The sequence below is a fragment of the Paenibacillus sp. PastF-3 genome (assembly GCF_029893135.1).
Taxonomy (GTDB): domain Bacteria; phylum Bacillota; class Bacilli; order Paenibacillales; family Paenibacillaceae; genus Paenibacillus_AQ; species Paenibacillus_AQ nitricinens.
This window is the reverse complement of record NZ_JARXWM010000001.1, coordinates 174,639-201,061: the sequence shown is the minus strand read 5'-3', so window position 1 is coordinate 201,061 and position 26,423 is coordinate 174,639. Positions and strand designations below refer to the sequence as shown.

Here is a 26,423-nt window from a genome sequence, read left to right as displayed (position 1 = left end):
CCCGGGAAATTTGGGCGGCTTTTTACGTTCAATCCGTTTGCCTCCGGCCTCCGAAGCAAACGCTCTTAAATCCAGACGTTCCTATGATCCAGCAAACTGGGGATATCGCTTTATGACGTTGACCTTGTCTGTGCCAAGTAAACCATTAGCGTACAGAGCTAGCTCCTGCGTGTCACGACTGCGAATGTGCTGGCGGTGCTGGAGTTGGCCTATATACCTTACACTGGAATCTCTTAGATGGGTTTGAAATCAACAGTTTGTTAATTCTGTTAGGGTAACGGTTCGCAATGTATGGATTCATTTTTTCTTTTTTGACCACATACTATTCTATTCTGATAGGTGTCATCCCTGGATGAAACTACCAACCTTCTAGACAATTCTTCCTTTAGTTGTATATAGTGTATAACGGGAAGTAGCATTTAGTCAGCAAGGGATCAGGAGGAGAAATACGGAATGGCAAATATATTGGTAGTAGAAGATGAACGAGCGATCAGTGATTTAATTACAATGAATCTGAAGCTGGTAGGACATACATATAGCAAGGCTTACCGTGGACCGGAGGTTTTGGAAATTCTGGAGCGTGAGAAGACGGATTTGATTCTGCTGGACGTTATGCTTCCGGAGCTGGATGGTTTTGAAGTTATGCAGCGGATTGCACATTTTCAGATTCCAGTGATATTGATCACCGCCAAAAATTCTTTAGCTGACCGCATCAAAGGCTTCGAGCTGGGCGCGGATGATTATATCATTAAACCATTTGAAATCCTTGAGCTGCTGGCAAGAATCAATGTCGTGCTGCGCAGGGGGGAAAAAGGCACATCCAGCTTCATTTGTGATGACGTTGAGGTGCGTTATCTGGAACGGCAGGTTTTGGTGGATCAGACGCCAGTTGATTTGACCGTTAGGGAATTCGAGCTGCTTGAGGTATTAATCCGCAACCGAAACATTGCATTGTCGAGGGAAAAGCTGCTGGAATTAGCCTGGGGCTATGATTTTGAAGGCGACACCCGCACCGTGGATGTCCACATCCGGCAGCTACGCAAAAAACTGGGCTGGGAAGAACGGATCAAAACCATTTTCAAACTAGGCTATCGCCTGGAAGTTCAGAGTTAATCATGAGATTCTGGCATAAAATTCTACTGTCGGTGCTCCCCCTCTTCGTCATCACCCTGGATGTAAGTGTGATTATGGTGATGAAAAAAAGCTGGCAGCTCAACATAGATAGTGAGACGCAGAGAGCCTCCAGTGAACAATTGTTGATCGTCAACAATATCTATGAGAACCTTAGTTCTATTCAGGCACGGGGTAACCCATTGACTCCCATTCTCCTGGCCAGCGTCTCCCAATCCTATGGTGATTACTACCGTAAGCAGGGAATTTATTTGCAGCTCTGGGAGAACGGCTTGATGATTTATCCTCCCCAAAATGAAAACATCATGGAGCAAAGCTCGGGAAATAGCGGCGAGCCTGAAGCCTTAGGCGCCCGGTCTATTCAGCTCTCCACACCGCTTCCTGTTCCTTACCAGCATATGCGGCTTGTCTATCAGCGTGATATCAGCGAGCTCTTCGCCAAACAACAGGAGCTGAACCGCTTTTTTGTAATGATTAACTTGATTGCGGGTCCAATTCTGCTGCTACTGTTGTATCTGCTGATCCGGCAGCTAAGTAAGCCGCTGAATCTCCTGTCCGAGACCAGCAAAACGATCGCCGAAGGCGACTATACGAAACGGGTGCAGCTGCGCAGTAGAGATGAATTTGGCGAACTGGCCCTGAACTTCAACCGGATGGCAGAGGCTGTGGAGCAGCGAGTCACCGAACTCTCGGAGATGGCTGAAGAGAAACAGCGGATGGTGGATAATTTAGCCCATGAATTGCGCACGCCTTTGACCAGTATGCAGGGGTTCGCCGAATTTCTGACCACGGCCAACATCGGCCAGGAAGAACAGCAAACGGCGGGCGGATATATTCTTAGCGAAACCCTCCGTCTCAAGAATTTGGCCTTCAAACTGCTGGATTTGTCTGTCCTCCGGCATCAGCCGCTGGCACTCCGGCAGGTGGACATTCCGGAACTGTTTCAAACAGTCCAACAGACGGAACGCCCAAAATTAGAGGATGCAGACATACAACTTCATGTCCACCAAAGGATCACTACTGTTTGGGGAGACGCAGATTTGCTGGCTTCTTGTTTAGTCAATCTAATTGAAAATGCGATTCATGCTTCCAAGCGGGGTAGCGAGATCCAAATGCTGGCCTATGAGCTGAATGGAGAAGCTGTGCTGGAAATCCGCGATACAGGAGCCGGACTCTCGGCAGAACAAACCAAACGTGTATTTGAACCGTTCTACCGGGGAGACCAGGCGCGTTCACGCGAGTACGGCGGAGCAGGCCTGGGATTGTCCTTATGCCGGCAAATTGCCGAAGCACATCAGGCCAGGTTAACATTAGACTCTGATCTTGGCATGGGGACTTGCGTGCGTATCTTTTTACAACTTCATAACAACTGCCCTCCTACTCTATAACATCTTTGGATTAAGGTTAGTAGATTCATCATCCAATCCTAATGGAGGTTAAGTTAATGAACAACAAAAAGATTTCCACTACACTCACAGTGCTCTTGTTCTCTGGAAGCGTACTGGTGGTTAGCGCAATGATTGTCCCAGGATTTGTGAATACCAGCGTTGCCAAGAGCATTCCTGTCGTGCAGGACACGGGCAAGCAGATCTTGAGCAGCAGCAAGACGCCTGTATTAAAGGTAGAAGCAGAAAAAGTAAAAACTACGTTATCCGACCTGAACAAAGAGCTGCAGCAGTTGATGACTCAAGAAGAATTGCAGCAAATTTATGATTTTGCGGACAAGCCTGATAATGAGATCACCGAGAGCAGGCCGATGACCGAGGATGAAATGAACCGGAGGCTGATATTGCAAGACCAGTATTTGTATGACGGTCTCCGTCCCAAGCAGCCACTTCCGCTAAAGCCGGGACAAGCAGAGCATTATTGGGACTTGGACAAAAACAGGATCGTTTATCCGAATCGACCATTGACTGACGAGGAACTCTTAGAAACTACTGACTGGCACTACCGGATGGACTATGCCATGTCCAAACGGAACATTGTAACTCCGCTGGACTCCAAAGATTTGAGTCAGACCGATGCCGTCGCCCTTGCCACTACAAGTGTAAAGAAGCTATTTGGTGCTGACGTCTCCAAACTGGAAGTATACGCCAATTTAAACGAAATATTATTGTTTAATGGAAAATCATGGATGATTACATTCGCTCCTTATAAAGCGGACACCTTAAGAGCACAGGGTAAGGAATTCTGGCAATATACCGTAATCGTTGATTATCCTACCCGGACGGTAGTGGATACGACTGCCGCTAATTTCACTCTGAAAAGAACTCCGATCAGTGCTGAAGCTGCCAAGGCCATTGAAAAGGACGCAGCCTGGATTCACGAGGCTACAAAAATAGTAACAGACAAACAAGGAGAGACCCGAAAAATCACTATGGCATACCTGATAGATACCGACAAAAATAATAGTCGCGGTATGGTAGACGTCAAACTTTTACTCGAAGACGGTAGCAGCTATATTGCAGAGTTGCGCTACCCGGATAAGAGTCTTCGTTGCCTCCTCTATGAAGAAGCTGCCAAATAAGATCATCCTAGCGGTTCATCTCGTAAAGGGGAATCCCATAGCCATTGGGGAAGAATAAACATAAAGAGTCTGCGTCTTGGCGCGGGCTTTTTGTGCTTAAGTTATGGTGTATATCATGGTTATAACACTTTCCAGAGTGAATGCAATGCCCATGATCCGAATCTCCTGACTCCAATTCTTCCAGTAGGGACAGTTCATCGCCAAAACTTTAAATCTATCGTATTATGGATAAGCGGTTTATTCTCTCAGATAACAGAAAGGAAATACTTTTAATGATTCTCTTCATTCACCGCAAGGATCTTCGGACTAGTGATCTTCCAGCCTTTGAGGCCATACGTTCTTCTGGCTCTCGCAGCCTTCATGTGTTGATTCTGGAACCCTTCCTGCTGCGCAAACAACGCTATCTTGAGCATAGCGGGGTAAACTTCCTGACGCAGGTCTCAAGACTTCAGCAGGAGTACGCCACTGAAGGCAAACAGCTACATATTCTTTATGGAGAGCCTGATATAATTGTCAAGAGGCTGAGCGAAGCTTACCCGATTCAGGAAATAATGATTCATGCAGATTACACCCCTTATGCATTACAAAGAGACATGAGCCTACGCGATACGTCGGTTTCTCTCCGCATCCGTTTCACAATTTATCATGAGAGCATGCTCTGCGATCTGGAAGATTTCATGGATTGGTGCGGGCGGCGGCAGCCCTTCAAGGTATTCACACCGTTCTACCGCCGCTGGCGCAACTACGTGGCAGAACGGTTTCGTCCGCCTTATTCTTCAACCTTGGCTGAGCTGTCAACGTCCGCGCTAGACGAGAGGATTGCCGAAGATTTCAAGATTCCAGAAGAGATTACACTTCAGTTTGAAGAATTAGCAACTTCAGGAAAGAAGATAGATGTACACGATACGATTGAGCAATTTATAGACCTGCATTTACGGGATTATCACGTGAGCCGTGACAGGTATGCACAGGAAGGCACCAGCCGAATCAGCCGGTATCTCAATACGGGTACCCTTTCAGCACGTACTGTGTATACTCGGCTGGCGGAAGAAGATACCGATGGGGAAGAATGGTTGCGACAGCTGGCCTGGCGGGATTTCTATCTGTATCAGGCCCGTCTGGATGCAGATTTCTTCCGTTATGAGAAGGTGTATGATTTGAGCATTCTTGGTACGAAATACTTTGAGGCCTGGTCTTTGGGAAGAACTGGCATTCCGATAATTGATGCTGCAATGATCCAACTGAACACAACCGGATGGATGCCGAACCGGCTGCGGATGATTACCGCAATGTTTCTTACCAAAAATCTGGGCTGTCCATTTATTTACGGGGAGCGTTACTTCCGGCTGAAGCTGAGCGATTATGATAATGTACTGAACCGTGGCGGCTGGCTGTGGAGCTCCTCGCTCGGATTCGATGCCTCCCCTTACTTCAGGGTCATGAATCCGGTAACCCAGTCTCAGACTCATGACCCGAGCGGAGATTATATACGCACCTGGCTGCCGGAGCTTGCGGATTTGTCCGATAAAGCTATCCACCTGCCTAGACCCAATGCTATCGTTGATCTTAAGCAGTCACGGGCGCTGGCGATTGAGGTGTATAAAGAAATCCTGAACAGCAAAGGAGCGGCGGTGCAACCTAATAGCGGAAGTGAGCTATAGCCTGCTTGCACTTCCCTGCTCTTCTTGCAATATCACTAGAATTTCTGCTGTTCCTGCAGACAGCTGGATTAAATATGCGGACAGCAGCTTTGTCTGCTCATGCAGTACCCGGGTTTCATCGGTACCCTCCAGATAACGGGTGACAAAATGAAGAAAGACATCGATTTTTCTCAGCAGCATCAGCACTGGAATGGCGCTGATTTCGGCTGGGGTGAGGCGGATACTGCGGCTGAAGCCCCGGCAGAAATCACGAATCATCTTCTTCTCCTCCACATGCCCAAGCAGCCCAGATAGAATAACTGCTGGCTCCATGACCCGCAAATCATAGGTACAGAACTCAAAATCAAGCAGCGAGGACACCTGCCCCGGGTCTTCTGAATGAACCAAGAGATTAGAGGCATTCAAGTCACCGTGCACTAGTTGGTGTGGCAGTCCCTCCAGTTCATTCAGCGAACCTGTAATATCTTCATAAGCTCTGGAGAGCATCAATAGCTCATCTCCCAGATCCTTAAAAGGTTCCGGCGGATTCAGGCACAGCTCCCGGATCACCTCCGGACTGCATAACGGATAAGACGTCCGCAATTCATAATATGGCCGGTACACCGGAGTAAGGCCGGGATCAATAACTGATAGAACTTCTGATAAAACTCCAGTCACCGCTCCAAAGGATTCTAGGTAGGAAACCTCTTCCTCCACAGGTGAATCACCATCGATATATCGGAACAAGCAGGCGAATTTGCCACTCTCCCTTAACTGAATCATAGTTTCACCGGTAGTCGTTAGAATGGGAAGAGGTACGTTGAAAGGCAAAGCTCGTGTTCCAAGCTGCTCCAGCACAGCATGCTCGAACTCAATCTTGTTTCTGTCCTTATGTGTATCATATATTCGAAGGACCGCGCGTTTCCCGTTATTTTCCACAAAATAAGTAGTGTTGTTCCAACCCCCGCTCCGCTTCTGTAGCGTTCCACTCCATTTTGGCCAAGCTTGACTTACTATAGTTTCCACAGCATATGCCTCTCTCTCATAAGTCTATCAACTCATAGGCAATTGTAAAAGCAGCGTATGCCTGTGTCAAATCCCCTATATCGGATTTAGGAGCCTGTATGCACCTCTTGTACTTTTCCGCTAGAGAATTGAAATCATCCACCTAATGACAACTTAAATAAGATGGCGATGAATGCTTAGAGTTTTAAATTTTACATTATGCTAGTCATGATTTGTCCAAATTGCATTTAATAGAATATTTTGGTAGATTGAATCCAAGGACATCTTAATCGACTGATCAGCGCAAATATCGTTCAAAACTAAGCGTATTTCTACCGAGGGGAGCTCAGATTTCTATGAATATAGCTGTCAAATTGATGCAAAAATTCAAAGACCGCGATACCCAGAATAAGCTGAAAGTTTATCAGGACAACGTGGAGCTCATCAGAAAACGGAATTTGGAAGAATGGGACGATGGGCAGCTTCAAGCGGAATCCCTCCGGTTACAAAAAAAAGCAAAATCAGGTACACCTTTGGATGAGCTGCTTATTGCTGCTTATGCGTTAGTTTGCGAGGTAGCGAAGAGAAAGCTTGGATTAAATCCTTACGACGTCCAGATCATGGCTGCCATCGCTCTGCACGAGAGATTCTTGATCGAGCAGCATACCGGCGAAGGAAAAACACTTTCTGCTGTTATGCCTGCATATCTAAATGCACTGACTGGCCAAGGTATTCATGTGCTGACTTTTAACGATTATTTAGCAAAGCGGGATGCGGAATGGATGGGCCCGATCTATCGTTTCCTCGGATTAACGGTACACTCGGTTCAAGCGGGCATGAGCCTGTCCGAGAAACAGGAAGCATACGCCAAGGATATAACCTATGTTACGGCCAAAGAAGCGGGATTCGATTACTTGCGTGATACCATTGCATTAAACGAAGCCGATACCGTACATCGTCCTTTCCACTATGTCATCGTCGACGAAGCGGATTCGCTGCTTCTCGACGAAGCACGGGTACCCCTAGTCATCAGCGGCGATTCCCCCTCTTCCAGGAGCGATGGCTTTCGTTTCGCAGAAGTGGCTCGGCAGCTCAAGCGAGATGAGCATTACGACTTCGACGAATTCCAGCGGAACGTTTACTTAAATGAAACAGGCGCTGCGAAGGCGGAATCGCTGCTGGGATGCGGCAATTTGTACGATATTCATAACAGCCACTTGCTGACTTCATTAAATTGCGCGCTGCATGTGGAATCATTATTAAAGAAAGACGTCGACTACATCGTCCGGGACGGCAAAATCGAGCTGATCGAAGAATATACCGGCCGAGTGGCGGAGAACCGGTATTTGCCGGACGGGCTGCAAGCCGCGCTTACGGCCAAAGAGGGGTTGTCCTCCACAGCCAGTGGACAAATTCTCGGGACGATCACCATTCAACACTTCATCAGCCTGTATCCGCAGATTTGCGGAATGACGGCTACCGCGCATGCTTCCGCAATGGAGTTCAAAGATATTTATGCGCTGGAGGTCGTACAAATCCCGCCGAACCGTTCAAACATCCGGATCGACCATCCGCACCGGATTTATAACCATAAAGAAGCCAAGCTTAAGGCACTCGTTCAAGAAATTTCCTCGGTCCATAGGACGAGGCGTCCAATTCTCATTGGTACGTCAAGCGTCGAGGAGTCTGCCAAGCTGGCAGAGGCGCTAGCGGCTAATGGCGTACCATGTCATGTTCTGAATGCGAAAAACGATGCGGAAGAAGCCGACATCATCGCCAAAGCAGGGGAAATCGGCGCCGTGACGGTGTCTACGAATATGGCAGGACGCGGCGTTGACATCCGGCTCGGTGGCGGCAACCCCATGCAAGCCGAAGCTGTCGCTAAGCTGGGCGGGTTGTACGTGATTGGCACCCATGTGAACGAAAGCGTACGGATCGATGACCAGTTGCGCGGACGTTCCGGCCGCCAAGGTGACCCTGGAGCTTCCGTTTTTTATGTAAGCTTGGAGGATGAGTTACTGCTTCGCTTTGGCATCCATAAAACGGATCGCGCTCTCAGGCAGGATGAGGCTCTTGACGAGACGGCGCTTAGCAGCAAGATCACCAGTACTCAGCGTATTGTTATGGGCCAAAACTTCGATATCCACAAGGAACTGAATTGTTATTCGGATATGGTGGAGGATCAGAGGCGAATTCTATACGCGGAGCGGCTCCGAATTTTGAAAGGTGAGCAGCCGTTGAGTCCAGCGGAGCAGCGGGTACGGCTTTTTTATATCGACGAATTCTGGGCTGACCATCTTGCATACGTTTCTTACCTTCGCGAAGGCATTCACTTGGAGAGCCTTGCCAGCCGCAATCCTATCGACGAATTTCATGCGCAAATCACTGAAGCCTACGAGCAAATTCCTTCTAACATAAATATCGCGTCGGAAAATATGCTTGAAAAGCTTGGAGGTTCGAATGATCCGGCAGAGTGGGAAAAGTTCGGTCTGAAAAGCCCCGCTTCCACACGGACTTATATAATCAACGATCAATACCTACAGAATAAGCGAAACTCATGGACCGGAACGACCGTATTTGCTTATTGGCTTCGTACGGTTGCGAGGCCGATATTCAAGCTGTCAAAATATTGATGCCACGAAGGGGCGGTTAGCCCCTACTCCTCTAGCTCATCCAGCTTCGCTTCCAATTCAGCCAGCTTGCGATGCGCTTGATCCAATATCTCCTGTTGTTCTGCGGTTTTTGCTCGCATTATTTCTTTTTTGATGGCCACAATCTGCTGTTCCAAATAGAGAATTTCAGCTTCATTTTCTGAATTGTTCCACATCTGTGAATAAGTCATTGTCGGGCTCCTTTTTATTTACACATGTTCGCCTTATTCTCGCAGGTACAGCGAATCCCTACTCCTGCTCTTATGATGCTTCCTTTATTAACGGCATCCCGGCCTCAACCAAACGCTTGTTACGTATGAAAAAAATGGACAGTATTACAATAAACAATCCTGTTCCAATTAGGAGCCATTCAATCTCAATAATATCTGCAAGCGGACCGAATATCAGCATTCCAATGGGCATCATGGAAGTCGATATCATTCCGAACACTCCAAATATGCGCCCCATGTAATCCGGATCTACCTTCTCTTGTAGCATTACAGTTGTCGGCGTATTAAAGACGGGCATAGCTACGCCGAATACAGCCATCATAGCCAAGTAGATCCAAAAAACAGGTACAATACCCAAAGCTAATGTACATACACCCATAATTAAGCTAGCGAAAGTCATTGTATATACTTTGTTTCGAAAGCCGCCCCATGAGGCAATAATAGCTCCGCCAGCCATCATACCGATAGAAAAAGCAATTTCAATGGCAGTTAAACGCCAATAATCATCTCCAAAGCTGCGTGTCACTTGTAGCGGTGTTAAAAATGCTGCCGGTGCCATCAATACGAAGAAAAAGGCGAAAAAAATGAAAAAGGTTTTGAGAAAGCTGTGGTTTTTAATATAACTTAAACCCTGTTTAAAATCGTCCAAATAGCTTGTCGTTTGTTTATCAGTCGCTTTTTTATGCAACGGTATTTTCAAAAAGAAAGATAATGTAAAGATTGCTATCGCCGCTGTGACAACATCGATAAAGAAAATAACCTCTATGGTTGCCATAGCAAGCAGTGACGCACTTACGATCGGTGCAACAAACATCATAAGCGCTTGAAGACTTCCATTGATCCCATTTACCTTCGTCAGCTTATCCTCTGGCACGATTTGAGGTAATATTGCCCCAACTGCAGGCGACTGAATTCCAGCTCCGAGTGCACGAACTGCAGCAATGGCGAACAACAACCATATTTCATCATAACCAAGCAAAAATGTAATGGCTAAAATCAGTGTGACAAAGGCGATCATGGCGTCTGCTATGATAATAAGATATTTCCGGTTGAAACGGTCCGCCCATACACCTGCAAAAGGTGATAATAAAAAGGTAGGAATGAATCCACAAATAATAAATAATGTCATCATCATACCTGATTTTGTCGTCAGCGTAACGTACCACATAATTGCATATTGAACTAACGCAGAACCGAATAACGACAATGTTTGGCTACTTAGAAAGATAATTATATCGCGTTTCCAATGTTTTTTGTTTTGTGCTTCGTTTGGTATCACTATAACTTACTCCCCCATTTTTTAAAAATATCATTCATTCCCCATTCGCTTATTGAAAATAATCACCAAATCCGGTACTACTAATTCTATGTACAAAAATTTTATATAAATCACATTTCAAGAATAGCACAGAAATATTCACCCCACCATTCAGCCAGCATCTTAAAATTAGCCTGTGCACACAAAGAGCCGGTATCCCCCTCTTTCGAGAAGCCACCGGCTCTTTTATACGTCTATTTCATTCTCCGTTTATACACTCGCATAGCGGAAGCCCAGAAAAACCCAAGTATTGCTAAACTCCATAATACCGCCACAAGCGTAGTTTTATCTGCCGTTCCTCCGAGTAAAAGAGAACGAATGCTCTCAATAAGCGGTGTCATGGGCTGATATTCTGCGAATACGCGGATAGCCGAAGGCATGCTGTCAGTCGGCGCAAAGGCAGAACTAACGAATAAAAGTAACATCAAAATGTAAGAAAACACTCCTGCTCCTTCGAATGATTTAGCAAGCAAGCCGAAGGTGACGGCAATCCAAGTAAACGCAAGGATACTAAGCAGCAAAATACCAATGGCTAATATCCAACCGAGCACATCCGCTTTCGGCCGAAATCCCATTCCGAAGGCAACAAGGAAAATGGCGAGCAATGAAATGACGTTAAAAACTAATGAAGCAACCACATGACCGCCTAGAATAGAGGCTTTTGCGATCGGCATGGAGTGAAAACGCTCGAATATGCCTTTCGTGAGATCGTTATTGATACGAAGAGAAGAATAAGCCACGCCACTAGCAATGCAAAAGAGCAATATTCCGGGCACAATATAATTGATATAACTTACATCACCAGTATTCATCGCTCCGCCAAAGATGTAAACAAAGAGCAGCATGATCATGATCGGCATAGCGATAACGGTAATAATCGTGTCGATGCTACGTGTGGAATGGCGAATGACACGCCCACTCATGACGGCGGTATCGCCTAGAAAATAAATGAATTTCATCGGGAGTCCTCCTTTTTGCTAGTGACGATCGCGAGAAAAACATCCTCAAGCGAGGGCAGTTTCTGGGCAAACTCGGCAATTTCTATGTCAGCTTCCGCTGCTTTTGTTAGCAGGCGCATCATCTGTCTCGTACTTCCGTCTGTAATGACGGTGAGCGTGAGATTGTTCGAATCTGCCGTCGCGTTAAATTCCTTTAACAGATCTTGTGCTTGATTTAACATTGTTTCATTGTCGAATCGAAGCTCGATATGACCCTTAGGCAATCTATTTTTAAGCTCCGCGGGACTGCCGCTTGCCACGATATGACCTTCGTGTAAGATCGCGATTTGATCGGCTAGATGGTCAGCTTCCTCTAAATACTGCGTAGTTAGAAAAACAGTGACACCTGATCTCGCTAAATCCTTAATCATATCCCACATAGCAAGACGCGCTTGCGGGTCAAGTCCGGTGGTCGGCTCATCGAGAAAAATGACCGAAGGGTTACCCAATAAGCTCATAGCCAAATCCAAGCGCCGACACATCCCTCCGGAATACGTGGAGATTCGGCGATCGGCGGCATCGAGTAAGTCAAAACGACGCAATAACTCCTCGGCTTGTTTGTCAGGATCGGGCAAATGGCGGAGTTTGGCCATCATTCGCAGATTCTCGCGTCCGGTCAGGATATAGTCTGCTGTGACGCTTTGTCCTGTCAGGCTGATCTCCTTACGTACTTGCTCCGGTTGCTTAGTTACGTCGTCTCCATTAATCTTTGCGCTTCCGTTGTCGGGCTGGAGCAGGGTGGCAAGAATTTTGATCATCGTAGTTTTACCCGCACCGTTGGACCCTAGAAGAGCAAAAGTTGAACCCTTCTGAACGGTGAAGTCCACCCCACGCAACACATCCACGTTCTTATATGATTTTTTGAGGCCTATTACTTCAATCGCCCAATTGTTCGATGTCATCCTAATCCCCCCTATCTTCCAAGTTTTTTGTGAATGGACTCGTTCATTTTCGCTCGCATTTTCCCTGTCCAAGTCTGAGCGGAAACGTCCTCGAGCAGCCCGTCACAGAACGCCATTACGTCATTCCCTACGATCTCCAGAACATCTCGACCTTCAGCAGCTCCCATCTCAAACATGTCGAGCATTTCGGGGAACAGGTTGATGACACTAGAATCGTTTGATGAGAAGTTCAGCATGTAACGCGATGCGATATTGTAAACTTCTCGGTAATCATTTGGGAGCGCTTTTGAACGTTTTACGCACTCTTTGTAAGCCTTTTTTTGTTCACGTAAATCTTTAAATTTAGCGAGCATGTTCTTATACACGGCTATCCTCCTTCAATTGAGTAAGTCTTGACGAAACATATCCCCATTTCTCCCAAAACATGGACAGTTCCCGCCATCCCTCTTCATTTAGACTATAAAATTTCCTTGGTGGTCCTATTTCGGACGGTTTTTTCTCGATATCGACGAGTTTATTTTTTTCTAACCGTATCAAGATGGTGTAGACCGTTCCTTCAACAACATCTTCGAAACCGAGCGCATTTAGCGTTTTTACGATTTCATACCCATAGGTTTCTTTCCGGCTGATGATTTCAAGTACACAGCCTTCCAAAACTCCCTTCAGCATTTCTGTTAGGTTATCCATTAAAATCCTCCAATACTACTCTGTATTGCTTAGTACCACTATATAGTATCACCGAGTAGCCGAATTGTAAATAGGAGGAAAAGCGGATTGCTGAAAATATAAAATAAATGCAACAGCAGTAGGGGCTGGATTTGGTGTGAGTGGAAAGCATTTGCTTAAGTCAGTAACAATAAAGAAAGCCCGTGGTAGGCACGGGCTTTCTTTATTGTTAAGAGGTTCTTCGACATCGACATAACTATTTATACGGGTCAGCAATTTCTTCCCATTGACCGGTGAAGACATCCACTTTTATCGTGAACTCTCTGCCGCCTTGCCTAACATTACTGAACAAATAACCATCTCCAATAAAGCCGGAAATCCAATCCACATCTGTTGACTCGAAGCCTTCTGTATCAAATATTGGCTGAAGTAACCTATATAGCTCTTTCTGGTACTCCTTACCGTTAGATATGTCCCACAGATCTACCGCTTCTCGATTCACTAGGCTTCTCACTGGACTGCCAGAAGTTACATCATGAACTGTTCCAGTTAGCGGATTAATTTTATAGCTAAGGCCTTCCCCTTCGCCATTCGGTGGATCCATAAAATCAATCCTGTATTGATCGCCTTCTTTACCAAAGGTCCAGCCGCTAGCTGGAAGCTTTTTATCCAGCAAGGACTTAATATCCTGTTCACTGAGCGGAGGAGAAATAAACGAGCCATAGTACATCTGTGCGCTCTCAATGGTAAGTTCCTTGCCATAAATAACAATAACTTCAAGCGGAAACTCAGAGATGGATGCTGCTCCTGCCAACCGGGCTACAATACGATCTCCTTCCAACTCATACGAAACTACGGCGCCAAAACCAATTTTCTTGCCCCAAGCTCCCTCAGTGTGATCATACACTTTAGTCAAATGCTTTCCGTCTAGTTCAGCGGATACGTAGGTGTGGTTATTCCGGTGTGTAATAGAGGATTTCAGCCTCCGATTTAGCGCCTCGACCGGGTCCTCTACCACAAGCTCTTCCAGAGTGTCAGGCTGGAGCACATGAATCTCACTCATGGAGAGCCCTGTTCCCGTGCCGGTAGTAATACGAATGAAGATTTCTTTAATACCGTCCCCGTTAAGATCCGCTTCTTCAATGGAAGGAGGCCGCGTTTCATCTTCACCAGCATCCCATAAAAACGTTCTGTTAACTTCACCACGTACATCTACCGTGACTTCATGCAAAAGTGCATGCTCAGCCGTGGGCTTTGCAGTTATAGTAATTCCGTTTTTCTCCGCTAATAGGGTTCCTTTGGGATCGATCGCAGGTATATCTTTAACCTGAGAAGCTGACGGGATAACAACATTCTTCTCCGGGGCTGATGTAGAACTCAGCTTTGCCCCAGTCAAGGTACAGCCACTTAAGACCATAATTACTGCTAACCCCAACACCGTGTTTTGTGCAGTGATTTTTTTATGCCTGGTGATCATGGTTATCCTTCTTTTCATTTCCTTCTTGCTGCTTGAAATGCAGGCAGCACCAGCCACTCGGATTGGACCGGTCAATGTTTCCAATAGTTTAAGAAGAGTCCGTGCGTAGTCTTTGTGGTGCTCCGATGCAAGATGCTTTAAAGCCAGCGCATCACAGGCGACCTCTTGGTCCCGTTTCATTTGGCTAACGGCATACCAAAGCAACGGATTGAACCAATGCAGCGCCAGCAGCAGTGCTGTCAGCAGATTCAGCGAAATATCACGACGTTTCACATGCGCCAGCTCATGCAGAAATATATGACGCAGTTCGTTCGCCTCCAGCGTGTGCAGCATGGATGTCGGCAACAGCAGCTTAGGGTGCATAACGCCAAGCAGTGTCGGCATGGCAATCTGCTTCGTCTCAACCAGCTTCACTGGGCGCCTTACCTTCATCTCTCGTTGGCACGTTTCGAACAACCGCAGGATATCTGCGGAACGAATCTCCGGTTCCCCTCGAACCCGTGCCGTGAATCGCAGCTGTTCACGAACCGACAGACTCATCATTACCACTGCTCCGCTAAGCCACACCAGAACCAGCAAATACATCGGCGTCCAACGTGCATTGGATATCTCAAATGGATCGTAGATTTCCGCAGTTATTGGTGTCATTCTCTCCGTTTTCTCGGCTTGCTGTGAAGTTCCTGTTCCTGTTTTTTCAGCGACCGTGGACGAATCTACCGCTTGAATGTCCATCGAAGACACAGACAAATCACCTACAATCGGCTGCGCAGAACGAATATTGAAAGTCTGAACTGATTCTGTCTCCAGCGGCAACAAATTAAAAATGCTGAACGTACTTTCCGGGGTCCAAGGGACGGCTAATCTCACGATCAGCGGCATCCACAGAAGATACGTCCAGGTCGGTTTCAATCGATGCTTGAACAAGAAACGCGTTGCCAGGATCAGCAAAGACAGCACGCTCGCCATAGCGGATAGTGACAATATCTTAACCAACAGATTGTATGCAGCTTCCAGCAAGCGACTCAGTCCTTTCGCTCATCCAAAATTCTCTTCAATTCTTCAATATCTTCTCGGGACAGCTTCTCATCCTGTAAAAAGTTGACTAACATCGGGCGCAGCGTTCCACCGTAGATCCGCTTCAGAAAAGATTGTGTTTCGTATTGGACGCATTCCTCTTCCCGCACCAGTGGGTAATAAGAATACACCCTTCCTGTCTGGTTGTAACCGATAGCCCCTTTCTCCGTCAGACGCTTAATCAGCGTCCGCACCGTTTTTGGGTTCCAGTCCCGGCTGCCCTCAAGAGCTTCAACAATCTCTCCTGCCGTACGCGGGGCTCCAGTCCACAGCACCTTCATTACTTCCCACTCGGCATCTGAGATTTTTGGAATTTCCGTAGACATAATCCTATCCGCCTTTCTTTTCACCAAATGACTACACTTGTAATCCAATGTAAAAAATATACAAGTAAGTCTCATTTATGTCAACCTTAAAGTAACAATACGAATCACTAGTTAGGTTGGCCCCTTCTCTGACTCGGTGTATGGACAATGTACAAGAAGAATTATGATTACGTACATTAAAAATAATAATACAGCTCTTCAAAGAGGTGGAACATGTGCCTATTAAAAATGGTAATCAATACATCGAACGAATCGACCGGCAAAATATCAATATCTGGTACAAAGGAACGCGTATCGAAGGGCCCTTATCCAAACATCCTGCATTTCAAGGCCTCATACAAACACAAGCCGAAATGTACAACATGCAGTGTGACGAACGTTATTTAGCGCAGATGACCTACCCTTCGCCTGATACTGGAGAGCTTGTTGGTCTATCTTTTCTCCCGCCCAAAAGTGTTGAAGATTTAGAACGCCGAAGAAAAATGATTGAACTCTGGTCAAACAGACATCACGGTTTTTTAGGACGATCCCCAGATTATATGAATACGGCAATCATGTCTCTGTTTACTGCTGCCGATATCCTTGAGGACCTTCATCCAAAATATGCTGAGAACCTCAGGAAATACTATGCCTACTGCCGAGATCATGATATTACTTTATCCCATGCATTCATCCAGCCTCAAGCAAGTAAAATATCCGGTCAGGTTGATGCTACAGAGGATTCTATAGCTGCTAAAGTTGTAGAAATCAAGGATGAAGGAATGGTTGTAACCGGTGCTTTTATGATGGCAACACAAGGGGCTACATGCGATGAAATGCTAGTATTCCCTACGCCTTCCCCCTGCCTTGTGGATGATGATAATCCCTTCGCGTTTGCCTTTGCAGTACCTAATGATCTGCCGGGGATCACTTTTTTTTGCCGCGAAAGCTATGCAGCCACTTCCACCTACGACCATCCATTAAGTTCAAGGTACGAAGAAATGGATACGCTTGTTATATTCGACCGTGTGCTTATCCCACATGATCGTATCTTTTATTACGGGGATGAGAATTACTGTTCCCGATTGTTCGGTGAGAGTCACTTTCATACCCATATTGGTCACCAAATCATCACCCGCTATATTGCTAAAACGGAGTTCTTTCTCGGTGTGCTAGAATCTTTGGCAGAAGAACAAAATGCTGTCCTTGAACCCTACACGATTGTACCGATTTCCAAAGTAATAATGTATCTAGAGACCTTCAAAGCGTTAAGGCTCGCTTCCGAAATCGGGGCAGCTCATGACAAATTTGGATATCTCGTACCTGATAAAGGCCCCCTCCTAGCTTCAACCATTCACTTTACAGAGTTTTATCCAAAGATGGTTGAAATGGTTCAAAATCTCAGCTCAAGCGGTCTTATTATGATCACCTCGGAATCGGACTTCAGTTCAAGTGCCGGTTCATACCTCTATCAGTATTTAAAGGGTAATGTCTCGGATGCTCGGTACCGAAATGCCTTATTCCGGGTCGCATGGGAACTGGGAGCTGGTGCATTCGGTGGCCGCCAAACCCAATTTGAGCGGTTATTTTTTGGAAATTCAGAAACAATGGCCTGGCGTATGTACAATAGCTATGATAATCACGGATACTTCCGTCAAATCATTCACGAATTTATTTCACCAGAAGACCCTCTCCCTAATTCAACAACAGATGTAGTTTCTAATTGAGCTTTTTGTTATTTTTTATGATGAATTAAACTTTTCGAATTGCTCCCACGGCCAGGTGACATGAAATACTATAGCCCTGGCTGGAGCGTTAAGACTTAGAAATCGCACCTAATTATAAGAGATCAGTGTTACAATTTTTCAGCACGAATACTCATCCCTTCAGTTACTCCTTTGTTAATGACCAAAAAAGAAGAGCCAGAGCACTCACAATTGCACCTAACAAACTCACTCCGTTCCAGCCAAAGTAAACATAGATACTGGTAGATGCGATCGACCCAGTGGCGCTGCCAATGGAATAGAAAATCATGTAACCGGCAGTAAGCCTGCTGCGTGCCTCAGGTCGCAAAGTAAGGATCATGCTCTGATTGGTGACATGTACGGCTTGTACTGCAAGATCAAGTAGGATAATACCTACGATTAATGCAAGAAGTGAATGCTGAACATAACTTATTGGCAACCATGATATGAGCAAAAGAATCAAGGCTACACCGGTAGTCTTCTGCCCTAAACCTCGATCAGCAAGGCGACCTGCTCGCGCTGCTGCTAACGCGCCTGCAACACCTGCGAGACCAAACGCTCCAATCGCAGTATGTGAAAGAGAAAACGGCGGGGCGCTGAGAGGTAATACTAAAGACGTCCATAATATACTGAAAGCGGTAAAAATCATCATACCTAGTGCAGCACGGATTCTAAGAGTTCGTTCCTGAGCAAACAACGTGAACATTGAACGAATCAACTGTAGGTAAGATAATGATTTTCTTGTGTGCTCATAATGTGGCAGCACCCGAAACAATACACATGCCATAATTAGTGTTAATACCGCGGAAACAAGGTAGACAGAACGCCAACCTGCTAAATCCATTAATACGCCAGCGAAAGTTCGCGCCAGTAGAATACCAATGACGATTCCACTTGTCACAACACCAACGACACGCCCACGTTCGGCAGGAGCAGCAAAAGTTGCCGCGAACGCAACAAGCGTCTGTGTCACTACGGCAAGAAACCCAACCGCTGCTATACCTATGAATAACACTATACTACTGGTGGCAGTACCAACGACAATTAAAGCCAATACGGATAGCAGCATCTGTCCAGCGATCAGCCAACGCCGATTTAATAAATCACCCAAAGGCACTAGTAGCAACAGTCCAAGTGCATAAAAAATTTGAGTAATTGTAATAACAAGTCCAACGAATGAATGAGAAATACCAAACTCGTTCGAAATAGCGTCCAGTAAAGGTTGCGCATAATATATGTTAGCAACAACTATTCCGCAAGCGACGGAAAATAAAAGTGCCACACTACGAGATATTATTGATACAGGAACTGGTTCCGACGCTCTAAGCCCTCCTTGTACTTTTTTAGCTTTTTTGTCTGTTTGATCCACTATAATAGCTTTCGATTCCTCAACAGATTCCCCCAAAATTAACGCCTCCTGAGATTGACTTTTATCAGATTCATAAATTACATACCGATCAGTACGTAAATATATTTGACAAATATAACTCTAAAAAAAGATAACTGTCAAGAGATTAGCTTATAGAACAACAAAAAATTAGATACAGACGATTTAAAAACCCATTTCTTAATTGACATACAAAGATTCAAACCATAAAATAATATCATACTGTTCGATATGAAAAGAGGGAGTTAGTATGGCTCGACCACGTGAATTTGATGAGGAAAAAGCATTAGATGCTGCTATGAAAGTATTTTGGGAAAAAGGGTTCGAGGCTACCTCTTTAAGCGACCTGACATCAAGAATGGGTATTCAACGGCCTAGCATCTACTCTACCTTCGGAGATAAAAAAGGACTATTTGAAGCTGCGTTGCGGAAATATACGAGTTCTCATGCTGCCTATGTTCGTAACAAGCTTCAAAACAATTCTTCTGTTAAAGAGGCATTCCGTGACTTTTTCGAAAATATAGTGGCAAAGGAATATGGACAAAATCCGAACTGGGGATGCTTTTGCATTAATTCAATGGTTGAACTTTCACCCCACGATGAGAAATTTGAGCTCCTAACAAGAGAACACCAGATGTATCTCTCGGTAATATTTCAAGAAACGATTGATCGAGGTTTGCGCTCAGGTGAGCTTGATCCCGCTATTAACGCAAAGAGTTTAGCGCAGACACTAGTCATATCATTAATTGGACTTACTGTGATCATGAAATCCCGTCCTGAAAGATCATTTGTAGATAATTCTGTAAAAGAAATACTTACATTGTTACGATAAAATCAAAAATCAGGTATGCAGCTTTTGTAACTTCGAATCTTTAATATGTTTAATAACTCTTCACTAATCCTGTTTTCCTGTCGATAATTTATAGTAGATGGAAAAGTATGGAGGAGCATATGAACACTAATCGCAGAACTGAACCTTTTCGATATACCCTTAAAGAACCTGTAACCCTTGATCTTCATATTCTTAGCATTAACGGAATCCAGGTTCCTTCTAAGCCTGTAAGAGCTGTACTGTTCAACATCAGTCGAACAGGCTGCCACTTATCGTTACCCCTCAACATTAATCCAGAGAATAACCTAGTACGGATTGGTATGGAAATGAATCTTACGGATGAATCTATTTACTTAGAAGGAGTTCTAAAATGGAATAGAGAACAGCAGGACTGTTTCCATTACGGTATTCAATTAGACATTCCTGAAGCAGACATTGAGTTTCTTCCAAGGGTGCTACGCAGGCTCGCTGGAGAAGGAAAAATATTGGTTCGTTGAGATGTAAACAAAAGAATAGTACTCCATTAATAAAAAACAAACCCGCGTGTAGATGCGGGTTTGTTATAGTTTTTGCTGCTGTTATTGAAAATCAAGACAATTCCTAACACTTCTACCTTTGTTCTTGAGGTATATCTCCTTCAGGGGTTACTGGTATAACTTGCTCTTTCTCCAGCACCTCTTTTAAATCATCCTGAATTCTCCGGTCCCAGTGAGGAACACCGGAACGATATGCCGCTCTACCTGTTAGGTGGGCGGATAAAGGCGCAGTTATAAATACAAAGACAATTCCTAATAATAGCTTTGCACTAATATGATCCTGAAAAAATGCAAAATATAGAAATGCCCCAACCAAGACACATAAAACACCGAGAGTGGCACTCTTCGCGGCAGCATGTGATCTTAGATATACATCAGGCAGCCGAATCAAACCAATAGCACTTACAGCGCTAAGCAATGCCCCTATAAGAATTAACAAGGCAAACAGCAACTCACCTGTAGTCTTGATCATTTCCATTTTCTAGCACCACTCCCTTTTCGATATATCTGGCAAAGGCTGTCGTTCCGATAAAGGAAAGAATTCCAATCAACAAAATAATTTCTATAAAAGCCTGTGTTTGGAGAAAGACCGATAAAACGGCCACCATGGCTAACAGATTAATTCCGATCGTATCCAGTGCAGCCACGCGGTCAGGCAAGGAAGGTCCCTTCACCAGACGCCAAGCACATACGCCTATTGCTACAGCCATGATCGTAATGGATAACATAAGAATAAAATGGATCATTAGCGGGTCACCTCCAGTATCGCACGCTCAAAGGTATCACGGATATTGGCTCTGAACTGTGCAGGGTCTTCAACATCCATGGCATGAATATACAATGTCCGATTATCATCCGATACTTCAAGTACCACCGATCCAGGCGTTAGGCAGAGCAATGTGATCAATGTAGCCACTTCCCAATCTGATTTCAGCTCTGTAGTATATTTGAGAATAGCTGGACGTATATTTAGCTCTGGTCTTAGAACGGCTTTTACCACTACATAACTAGAAACGATCAGCTCCCGCAGCAGCAACAGGATTAGCTTAAGGATCGCCCACACTTTTCCGAGATATAACCTGGGCCAAAAACGACGCATTCCGAGCAGAATGAGTATACCGAGCAGAAAACCAATGACAAAACGCGGACCAGTCCAGTCATTGTGCAGAAACATCCACAGGAATGCTATCATGAAATTCAATAATAGTTGAAATGCCATAGTATCTACTCCTTCATGACAGCGTTAATGTATAGTGCAGGATCAGCCAGTACAGCTCCGGCTTGGCTGACGTATCCATTTACCGTCTCAGCACCTACACCCATCAGAATTACAATCGCAAACAGAACAGCCGCCGGTGCCATCATAGATTTATAATGAAGCGGTTTGACTTGTTCTTCCCTTTTCTCGCCACCCCAGAATACCTGCTGGAATACTTTGATCAAGGAATATAACACTACGAAGCTGGATGCGAGTGCAATCAGCGCAAGAGCCACGTGATCCTGTCCAAATCCACTACGTACCATCATAACTTTTCCAGCGAAACCACTAAGAGGCGGAACACCAACCAATGCCAAAGTCAGTACAAAAAACATCCAGCCGGTCCACGGATAACGTCGGATTAAACCACCCATTTCTTTTAAGCGGTCGGTGCCCGATGCCGAGATTATCATCCCGCCCAGGAAAAATAATAATGCCTTGGCAACCATGTCATGCATTAAATAGAACACTACACCATTTAACGAATCCTGAGTCGCGACAGAAATCCCAAAAGCAATAAACCCAACACTGATAATGATATTATAATTAAAAATTCGCCCCAGATCGTTGTAAGCCAGTGCACCGATTGCACCAAGGATCATCGTCGCTCCCGCCATCCAGGCGATCAGTGTATGGGTGAGTCCCGGGTCTTGAATAAAAATCAATGTAAAAGTACGTGTAATTGCATACAATCCTACTTTCGTTAACAAGGCCCCAAACAGTGCTCTAACAGCCACTGGTGGTGCGCTATAAGAATCCGGAAGCCAGAAAAAGAGCAGCAAACCCGCCTTTATCGAAAATACGATCAGCAGCAGAACCGCAATGACGTTCATGACACCGCCTTGTCCCGCTTCCGCTACACGCATAGATAGATGTGCCATATTCAGCGTTCCTGTCGCGGCATATAAATAAGCAAGCGTTGCTACAAACAAGGAAGAGGAAATCACGTTAACTAATACATATTTTAACGTCTCTCTCAGTTGACCTTTGGAGCCACCAAGTACAATTAAAGCATACGAGGCAACTAACAGGACCTCAAAACAGACGAACAAGTTAAATAGATCTCCGGTGAGAAAGGAGCCAAACACCCCAGTTAATAGGAAATGGAAAAACGGATAGTAATAAAACCGTTCTCTTTCTTCCCCAATACTCGCGAAGGAAAAAAATAAGCAAGCTGCACCAACGATAGCGCCGATTAACACAAGTAAGGCCGCAAACACATCGGCAACAAACACAATCCCGTATGGCGGAAGCCATCCACCCATATTTAGGGTTTGGATTCCGTTTGTACCTACCTGATACACAATAATTCCAGCAACCAAGATATTTAAAAACACACTGACGGCACTGATCATACGCTGCAGGTCCACTCGTTCTTTTAGAAAAATCAATATCACTGCCGTAAAGGCCGGAATCAGCAGAGGCAGCACTAGCAAGTTGTTCATTGTCTCTCCTCCTTGGTGCCTTCCACATCATCCGTACCCGTCGAACGGTAAGTCCGGTATGCCAAAACAATGAAGAATGCTGTTACTCCAAAACTAATTACAATTGAGGTCAAAATGAGCGCCTGTGGTAACGGGTCTACATATGCCTCTGCTTTTTCACCAAGCAATGGTGGAGCCCCTGTCTTGAGACCCGACATCGTCAGCAGCAGTAAATGAACACCATGGGTAATCAAATTAGTACCCAGTAGGATGCGTAGCAAGCTTTTGGAAAGGACTAGATACACACCTACGGAAAACAATACGCCGATCGCCAAGGCAACAACGAGCTCCATTAGCTATCCCTCCCGATCGTAAGTATGATATTCATAGTGACACCAATAACAGCTAGATAAACACCAAGATCAAAGAACATTGCAGTGGTTAGTTCTGTTTTGCCCATAAGCGGCAATTGGAAATATCCAAACGTTTGGCTCAGAAAGGGTACGCCGAATATAAATGAGCCAACCCCGGTAAGGAAAGCAATCAAAATCCCGATCGCAATTAACTTACGATAATTAATAGGCAGCACCTTCTCAACCATATCCATCCCAAAAGTAATAGCAAGCAGCACCAAACCTGCAGAAGCCATCAAAGCCCCAATAAATCCGCCTCCCGGATTATTATGACCGGCAAAAAACAAAAACAACGAAAATATCAGAATGATAACGAATGCTACTTTAGCTACCGCTTGTAGTAACACATCATCACTTCGAGAATAACGAGGCTTATTATAGGGAACAACCCTCTTCAGTTGGGATGCTGTACCCTCTCCATCCAACTGCAGCTTGATCATGGAATAAATAGCAAGTGAGGCGAGACCTAGTACTGTTATTTCAAACATAGTATCAAAGCCGCGGAAATCAACGAGCAGAACATTGACAATATTTTTACCGCCACCCAAAGTATAACTATTCTCCACATAATATTTCGAGATGGATTCGAATGGACTACTGCCTAAAGCAGCAAGTGCAACCAATGTCATCGTTACGCCCATCCCGATGGAAATAATAAGTTTAAGGAAATGCGCACGAGGCTTGAGCTTCTCTTTTTCCAGCCTAGGCAAATGCCGGAAACATAGCAGGAACAAGGTAACAGATACCACTTCAACAATCATTTGTGTAAGCGCCAGATCAGGAGCTCTGAACAGAACAAAGAGCAAAGTAACCATATAACCAACCATTCCTGTTAACAAAATGGCTGTTATTCTCGAACGTACAAACGGAATAGCTAAAGCACCTAGAAGCAAAACCATTACAGCAATAACCTCAAACAAAGAAAAAGGAGTATACTCCGTCGTACCAAGTGTAATTCCATCTGAATACCAGACGACACCGCAAATCGTTACGATCAAGAAGGAAAAAATATACATTAAATAATGTCTCATGGAACCAGTCATATAAGAACCAGTCACCCATCTAGACAATTTCTCAACCAGCCGGATTACTCCGTCATAAACTTGATTTAAAGTGTAGCCACTGCCCCATTCTTTATCGACCAGACTTAAGCGGCCATAGATTCGGTATACAGTAATACCAAGAATCACAACACCAAGTGTCATCCATACTTCTGGTGTCCAGCCGTGCCAGAAATGGATATTCACAACAAAAGGTTCCCCGGTCTGCAAGATAGGGTGAATAGCATTCATTGCAGGGATAATAAGTGTATTAGATAAAATATTCGGGAAAAAACCAATAAATATAGACAGCACTGCAAGCAGGCACGGGGCAAGCAGAAGTCCAAATGGGGCTTCATGCGGTTTTTTGTCCAGCTTCTCAGGCTGATATTTTCCGAAAAAGGTGTGGAATACCAAAATCATACTGTATGCAAAAGTAAACACGCTGGCAATCCAGGCCAAAACCGGGAAGAGCGTAAACAACGAGGGAATAGAGAATATATCCAGGTTTCGGATATTCAGAACAGCTGTAAAAAACATCTCTTTACTTAAGAACCCGGAAAATGGCGGCAAACCAGCCATCGAGAAACTGCCGATCATCGCTACCGTAAAGGTAACCGGCATAATGGAAATCAGTCCGCCCAGCTTTCGCAGGTCGCGGGTACCCGTCTCATGGTCAACTATACCGACCATCATAAACAATGAGCCTTTAAAGATAGCATGGTTAATAAGATGAAAGATAGCCGCTGTTGTTGCAGCAGTATAAAAGACAGCTTCTTCCCCTATATAAAATGCCGCTGCCGATCCCATTCCCAGCAATCCCATAATCAGTCCAAGTTGACTAATTGTTGAATAGGCTAATAGAGCCTTCAGGTCCGTCTGCTTCATCGCCTGGATCGAACCATAGATCAAGGTGATCAAACCGACGCCTGACACAATCCAGAACCACTCATATTGCCCCGCAAAAATAGGGCTGAAACGGGAGACAAGATACAATCCAGCTTTAACCATCGTTGCTGAGTGAAGATATGCGCTTACGGGTGTCGGTGCCTCCATGGCATCCGGCAGCCAGATATGGAACGGGAACTGCGCTGATTTGGTAAATGCACCTAATAGAATTAATAGCATCGCTGGAATAAACAACGCATGCCCACTAATATCTCCAACCTCGCTCCAAATTTCCCGAATACTAAAGGTGCCTGTCATCACATACAGCATTAAAAAGCCGGCAAACATCGCTAAACCACCAAATACGGTAATCAACATAGATTTCAAAGCACCATACCGCGATTTTTGCCGCCGATGCCAAAAAGCAATCAACAGAAATGACGAGACACTTGTTAATTCCCAAAAACCGTATAGCACCATCAAGTTATCCGAGAGCACAACGCCAAGCATCGCTCCCATAAACAACATTAAATAAATATAAAAAGGGGTCAACGCTTCTTTTCGCTTGTCTAGATAATAAATCGAATAGATAATTACAAGACTACCCATTCCAGTGATTAACAGAGCGAAGAGTAAACTTAATCCATCCAGATGGAAAACCAAGTCAATCCCTAGGGAAGGAATCCACGAAACGGTTTCATATCCCAAATCCCCTCCCTTAATCACGGGAATCCGGGTTAAAAAATATACAAACAAAGCGAGCGAACCGGGGAAAACAAGCCATCCTCTATGAAGGTTGGATGCTCTCTTGGTCAAAAGTGCGATTACTAAGGCCATTAGAAACGGAACAAGTATGATTACATGCAGCAAAGGCAGTCCTCCTTTTCCACTTGAGCTTATCAAGTTGTGAACTTTAGTACTTACTTTTTTACCAAAAGCCAAAGATCATATGATTGGAAGGGCCCTTAATAATAGG

The 26,423-nt window shown here is 45.0% G+C and carries 24 protein-coding genes; 8 read left to right on the top strand and 16 right to left on the bottom strand.

Annotated features, from left to right (window positions below):
- Window positions 1–453: 453 nt before the first annotated feature.
- From M2444_RS00935 to M2444_RS00920, 4 genes are all read left to right on the top strand, one after another.
- On the top strand, window positions 454–1,113 hold the full coding sequence (locus M2444_RS00935) for a response regulator transcription factor (RefSeq protein ID WP_094878087.1): 660 nt from the start codon (window positions 454–456) through the stop codon (window positions 1,111–1,113).
- A 2-nt stretch (window positions 1,114–1,115) separates the two neighbouring features.
- Window positions 1,116–2,519: a sensor histidine kinase gene (locus M2444_RS00930; RefSeq protein ID WP_094878086.1), complete on the top strand. Its 1,404-nt coding sequence runs from the start codon at window positions 1,116–1,118 to the stop codon at window positions 2,517–2,519.
- Window positions 2,520–2,575: 56 nt separating this feature from the next.
- The gene (locus M2444_RS00925) at window positions 2,576–3,658 is read left to right on the top strand and encodes an AI-2E family transporter (RefSeq protein ID WP_280786004.1); all 1,083 of its coding nucleotides are present in this window, start codon (window positions 2,576–2,578) and stop codon (window positions 3,656–3,658) included.
- Between the two features lie 272 nt (window positions 3,659–3,930).
- On the top strand, window positions 3,931–5,319 hold the full coding sequence (locus M2444_RS00920; RefSeq protein WP_094878084.1) for a cryptochrome/photolyase family protein: 1,389 nt from the start codon (window positions 3,931–3,933) through the stop codon (window positions 5,317–5,319).
- Here the strand turns inward: M2444_RS00920 and M2444_RS00915 are convergent.
- On the bottom strand, window positions 5,314–6,324 hold the full coding sequence (locus tag M2444_RS00915) for a phosphotransferase (RefSeq protein WP_280786003.1): 1,011 nt from the start codon (window positions 6,322–6,324) through the stop codon (window positions 5,314–5,316). The two genes, M2444_RS00920 and M2444_RS00915, sit on opposite strands and share 6 nt — an antisense overlap.
- A 335-nt stretch (window positions 6,325–6,659) precedes the next feature.
- Between M2444_RS00915 and M2444_RS00910 the strand changes: the two genes are divergently transcribed.
- Window positions 6,660–8,936: a preprotein translocase subunit SecA gene (locus tag M2444_RS00910; RefSeq protein WP_280786002.1), complete on the top strand. Its 2,277-nt coding sequence runs from the start codon at window positions 6,660–6,662 to the stop codon at window positions 8,934–8,936.
- 23 nt (window positions 8,937–8,959) lie between these two features.
- On the opposite strand, the gene M2444_RS00905 is transcribed toward M2444_RS00910, so the two are convergent.
- The 8 genes from M2444_RS00905 to M2444_RS00870 form a co-directional block, all read right to left on the bottom strand.
- Window positions 8,960–9,145, bottom strand: coding sequence for a hypothetical protein (locus M2444_RS00905; RefSeq protein WP_280786001.1), 186 nt, complete (start codon window positions 9,143–9,145; stop codon window positions 8,960–8,962).
- 70 nt (window positions 9,146–9,215) lie between these two features.
- Window positions 9,216–10,463, bottom strand: coding sequence for an MFS transporter (locus tag M2444_RS00900; RefSeq protein ID WP_280786000.1), 1,248 nt, complete (start codon window positions 10,461–10,463; stop codon window positions 9,216–9,218).
- 233 nt (window positions 10,464–10,696) lie between these two features.
- A complete protein-coding gene (locus tag M2444_RS00895; RefSeq protein WP_280785999.1) occupies window positions 10,697–11,461 on the bottom strand; it encodes an ABC transporter permease in 765 nt (254 codons plus the stop codon).
- Window positions 11,458–12,402, bottom strand: a complete 945-nt coding sequence (locus tag M2444_RS00890) for an ATP-binding cassette domain-containing protein (protein ID WP_094873784.1) — start codon at window positions 12,400–12,402, stop codon at window positions 11,458–11,460. Before M2444_RS00890 ends, M2444_RS00895 begins: the two co-directional genes overlap by 4 nt.
- An 11-nt stretch (window positions 12,403–12,413) precedes the next feature.
- Entirely contained in the window at window positions 12,414–12,767 is a 354-nt protein-coding gene (locus tag M2444_RS00885) for a DUF1048 domain-containing protein (RefSeq protein WP_082651129.1), read from the bottom strand.
- Window positions 12,760–13,089: a PadR family transcriptional regulator gene (locus tag M2444_RS00880; protein ID WP_042187640.1), complete on the bottom strand. Its 330-nt coding sequence runs from the start codon at window positions 13,087–13,089 to the stop codon at window positions 12,760–12,762. Before M2444_RS00880 ends, M2444_RS00885 begins: the two co-directional genes overlap by 8 nt.
- Before the next feature lie 235 nt (window positions 13,090–13,324).
- Window positions 13,325–15,562 carry a M56 family metallopeptidase gene (locus tag M2444_RS00875; RefSeq protein WP_280785998.1) on the bottom strand — a complete coding sequence of 746 codons (2,238 nt, stop codon included), beginning with the start codon at window positions 15,560–15,562 and terminating at the stop codon, window positions 13,325–13,327.
- Between the two features lie 5 nt (window positions 15,563–15,567).
- On the bottom strand, window positions 15,568–15,945 hold the full coding sequence (locus M2444_RS00870) for a BlaI/MecI/CopY family transcriptional regulator (RefSeq protein WP_094873788.1): 378 nt from the start codon (window positions 15,943–15,945) through the stop codon (window positions 15,568–15,570).
- 215 nt (window positions 15,946–16,160) lie between these two features.
- On the opposite strand from M2444_RS00870, the gene M2444_RS00865 reads away from it, so the two are divergent.
- Complete coding sequence (locus M2444_RS00865; protein ID WP_280785997.1) at window positions 16,161–17,651, top strand: 4-hydroxyphenylacetate 3-hydroxylase family protein; 1,491 nt, start codon at window positions 16,161–16,163, stop codon at window positions 17,649–17,651.
- Window positions 17,652–17,814: 163 nt separating this feature from the next.
- Here M2444_RS00865 and M2444_RS00860 read toward each other — a convergent pair whose 3' ends face one another.
- Complete coding sequence (locus tag M2444_RS00860) at window positions 17,815–18,966, bottom strand: MFS transporter (protein ID WP_280786329.1); 1,152 nt, start codon at window positions 18,964–18,966, stop codon at window positions 17,815–17,817.
- A 340-nt stretch (window positions 18,967–19,306) separates the two neighbouring features.
- Here M2444_RS00860 and M2444_RS00855 point away from each other — a divergent pair, with 340 nt between their 5' ends.
- Both M2444_RS00855 and M2444_RS00850 read left to right on the top strand, forming a co-directional pair.
- Window positions 19,307–19,888 (top strand): TetR/AcrR family transcriptional regulator, encoded by a 582-nt coding sequence (locus M2444_RS00855; protein ID WP_094873792.1) that lies wholly within the window; start codon window positions 19,307–19,309, stop codon window positions 19,886–19,888.
- 119 nt (window positions 19,889–20,007) lie between these two features.
- Window positions 20,008–20,385: a PilZ domain-containing protein gene (locus tag M2444_RS00850; RefSeq protein ID WP_094873794.1), complete on the top strand. Its 378-nt coding sequence runs from the start codon at window positions 20,008–20,010 to the stop codon at window positions 20,383–20,385.
- 112 nt (window positions 20,386–20,497) lie between these two features.
- On the opposite strand, the gene mnhG is transcribed toward M2444_RS00850, so the two are convergent.
- Genes mnhG through M2444_RS00820 form a run of 6 tightly spaced genes read right to left on the bottom strand, consistent with a single transcriptional unit; the run spans window position 20,498 to window position 26,323 of the window.
- A complete protein-coding gene (gene mnhG, locus M2444_RS00845; protein ID WP_256990002.1) occupies window positions 20,498–20,902 on the bottom strand; it encodes a monovalent cation/H(+) antiporter subunit G in 405 nt (134 codons plus the stop codon).
- The gene (locus M2444_RS00840) at window positions 20,877–21,170 is read right to left on the bottom strand and encodes a Na(+)/H(+) antiporter subunit F1 (RefSeq protein WP_094873796.1); all 294 of its coding nucleotides are present in this window, start codon (window positions 21,168–21,170) and stop codon (window positions 20,877–20,879) included. The genes mnhG and M2444_RS00840 overlap by 26 nt, the downstream gene beginning before the upstream one ends.
- The gene (locus M2444_RS00835; protein ID WP_094873798.1) at window positions 21,170–21,643 is read right to left on the bottom strand and encodes a Na+/H+ antiporter subunit E; all 474 of its coding nucleotides are present in this window, start codon (window positions 21,641–21,643) and stop codon (window positions 21,170–21,172) included. Before M2444_RS00835 ends, M2444_RS00840 begins: the two co-directional genes overlap by 1 nt.
- 5 nt (window positions 21,644–21,648) lie before the next feature.
- Window positions 21,649–23,127 carry a Na+/H+ antiporter subunit D gene (locus tag M2444_RS00830; protein WP_280785996.1) on the bottom strand — a complete coding sequence of 493 codons (1,479 nt, stop codon included), beginning with the start codon at window positions 23,125–23,127 and terminating at the stop codon, window positions 21,649–21,651.
- The gene (locus tag M2444_RS00825; protein WP_076121569.1) at window positions 23,124–23,459 is read right to left on the bottom strand and encodes a Na(+)/H(+) antiporter subunit C; all 336 of its coding nucleotides are present in this window, start codon (window positions 23,457–23,459) and stop codon (window positions 23,124–23,126) included. The genes M2444_RS00830 and M2444_RS00825 overlap by 4 nt, the downstream gene beginning before the upstream one ends.
- Window positions 23,459–26,323 carry a Na+/H+ antiporter subunit A gene (locus M2444_RS00820; protein ID WP_280786328.1) on the bottom strand — a complete coding sequence of 955 codons (2,865 nt, stop codon included), beginning with the start codon at window positions 26,321–26,323 and terminating at the stop codon, window positions 23,459–23,461. Before M2444_RS00820 ends, M2444_RS00825 begins: the two co-directional genes overlap by 1 nt.
- Between the last annotated feature and the right edge of the window lie 100 nt (window positions 26,324–26,423).

Bases quoted from the DNA above. Each gene is read 5' to 3' on its own strand.
- M2444_RS00895 (WP_280785999.1), bottom strand. From the start codon at position 11,461: ATGAAATTCATTTATTTTCTAGGCGATACCGCCGTCATGAGTGGGCGT.
- M2444_RS00910 (WP_280786002.1), top strand. From the start codon at position 6,660: ATGAATATAGCTGTCAAATTGATGCAAAAATTCAAAGACCGCGATACC.
- M2444_RS00920 (WP_094878084.1), top strand. From the start codon at position 3,931: ATGATTCTCTTCATTCACCGCAAGGATCTTCGGACTAGTGATCTTCCA.
- M2444_RS00825 (WP_076121569.1), bottom strand. From the start codon at position 23,459: ATGGAGCTCGTTGTTGCCTTGGCGATCGGCGTATTGTTTTCCGTAGGT.
- M2444_RS00930 (WP_094878086.1), top strand. From the start codon at position 1,116: ATGAGATTCTGGCATAAAATTCTACTGTCGGTGCTCCCCCTCTTCGTC.
- M2444_RS00855 (WP_094873792.1), top strand. From the start codon at position 19,307: ATGGCTCGACCACGTGAATTTGATGAGGAAAAAGCATTAGATGCTGCT.
- M2444_RS00925 (WP_280786004.1), top strand. From the start codon at position 2,576: ATGAACAACAAAAAGATTTCCACTACACTCACAGTGCTCTTGTTCTCT.
- M2444_RS00890 (WP_094873784.1), bottom strand. From the start codon at position 12,402: ATGACATCGAACAATTGGGCGATTGAAGTAATAGGCCTCAAAAAATCA.
- M2444_RS00840 (WP_094873796.1), bottom strand. From the start codon at position 21,170: ATGATCCATTTTATTCTTATGTTATCCATTACGATCATGGCTGTAGCA.
- M2444_RS00905 (WP_280786001.1), bottom strand. From the start codon at position 9,145: ATGACTTATTCACAGATGTGGAACAATTCAGAAAATGAAGCTGAAATT.
- M2444_RS00870 (WP_094873788.1), bottom strand. From the start codon at position 15,945: ATGTCTACGGAAATTCCAAAAATCTCAGATGCCGAGTGGGAAGTAATG.
- mnhG (WP_256990002.1), bottom strand. From the start codon at position 20,902: ATGGAAATGATCAAGACTACAGGTGAGTTGCTGTTTGCCTTGTTAATT.
- M2444_RS00850 (WP_094873794.1), top strand. From the start codon at position 20,008: ATGAACACTAATCGCAGAACTGAACCTTTTCGATATACCCTTAAAGAA.
- M2444_RS00835 (WP_094873798.1), bottom strand. From the start codon at position 21,643: ATGGCATTTCAACTATTATTGAATTTCATGATAGCATTCCTGTGGATG.
- M2444_RS00830 (WP_280785996.1), bottom strand. From the start codon at position 23,127: ATGAACAACTTGCTAGTGCTGCCTCTGCTGATTCCGGCCTTTACGGCA.
- M2444_RS00880 (WP_042187640.1), bottom strand. From the start codon at position 13,089: ATGGATAACCTAACAGAAATGCTGAAGGGAGTTTTGGAAGGCTGTGTA.
- M2444_RS00935 (WP_094878087.1), top strand. From the start codon at position 454: ATGGCAAATATATTGGTAGTAGAAGATGAACGAGCGATCAGTGATTTA.